Source organism: Hymenobacter glacieicola (genome assembly GCF_014640315.1).
Classification (GTDB): Bacteria; Bacteroidota; Bacteroidia; order Cytophagales; family Hymenobacteraceae; genus Hymenobacter; species Hymenobacter glacieicola.
This window is the reverse complement of the sequence record NZ_BMGS01000027.1, coordinates 1-1,117: the sequence shown is the minus strand read 5'-3', so window position 1 is coordinate 1,117 and position 1,117 is coordinate 1. Positions and strand designations below refer to the sequence as shown.

The following is a 1,117-nucleotide window of genomic DNA, read 5'->3' as shown; positions in this document are numbered from 1 at the left end:
GGGAGAGCAATAGCCGAGGGCGGAGTGCCGCCGCTCGGCGTTGTAGTAGGCGATGTGGTGGCTGATTTCGAGTTTGGCTTCGGCCAGGCCGGGGAAGCAGCCGCCGTCGAGTAGTTCGGCTTTGAAGCGGCTCCAAAAGGATTCAGCGTGGGCGTTGTCGTAGCAGTTGCCGCGCCGGCTCATGCTTTGCTGGGCCCCGTGTTGGGCAACCAAGTCTTTGAAACGCGTGGCCGTGTACTGGCTGCCCTGGTCGGAGTGCACGATGAGCCCCGCGGGCGGGCGGCGCACGGCCAAGGCCCGGCGCAAGGCCTCGCTGACCAGGTCTTCGGGCATGGTCTCGCGCACGTCCCAGCCCACGATTTTGCGCGAGCAGCGGTCCAGCCAGACGGCCAAATACAGCCAGCCGCCGCCCTGGCGGGGCAGGTAGGTGATGTCGCCCACCCAGACCCGGTTCGGGGCGGTGGGGGCCGGCTGGCCCAGCAAGCGGTTGGGCGCGGCCCGTACGGCCGGGTCGGAATCGGTGGTGCGGGGCACGAACGAGCGGGGCTGCTGCGCCCGCAAGCCGTGCTGGCGAAGCACGCGGCGAATGCGCCAACGCCCCACCGCATGGCCCTGGGCCTGCACCTGGGCCCGCAGCCGGCGCGTGCCGTAGCGCTGGCTGTGGTCGGCAAAGGCTTCGCGCACGGCTACTTGCCAAGCCGGTTCGACCACCGGCACCTGTTGGCGGCGCTGCCACGCGTAATAGGCGGCCGGGGCCACGCGCAGCACCCGGCAGAGCCGGCGCACCGGCACCTGGCCGGCCTGTTGGACGATGTACTGGTAGACGCTCACGGGGTCGGCTGGCCGAAGATGACCAAGGCTTTTTTTAAAATGTCCAGTTCCTGCGCCAGCCGCTTGTTGGCGGCGCGCAGGGCCCGTACTTCCGGGTCGCGGGCCACTTCCACGCTGCCCACTTCGGCCACGAACTGCGCCTGCTGCCAGCGGTAGAGCAGCTTGGGGCTGATGCCCAGCTGCCGCGCCGCCGCCTGCGTGCTGCGGCTTTCGCTGGCCAGACGCAGCGCCTCGACCTTGAATGCGTCGTCGTATTTACGCCGTTTGTCGGGCGACGCCCCGTTGG

General features: G+C 69.4%; 2 protein-coding genes. Both read right to left on the bottom strand.

What is annotated here, in order from left to right; genetic code table 11:
- Positions 1 to 831, bottom strand: an 831-nt coding sequence (locus tag IEW18_RS21545; protein ID WP_188559958.1) for an IS3 family transposase, incomplete at its 3' end; no start/stop codon positions are given.
- Positions 828 to 1,117 (bottom strand): transposase (locus IEW18_RS21540; protein ID WP_188559957.1); only part of this gene is annotated, 290 nt, incomplete at its 5' end. The genes IEW18_RS21540 and IEW18_RS21545, both read right to left, overlap by 4 nt.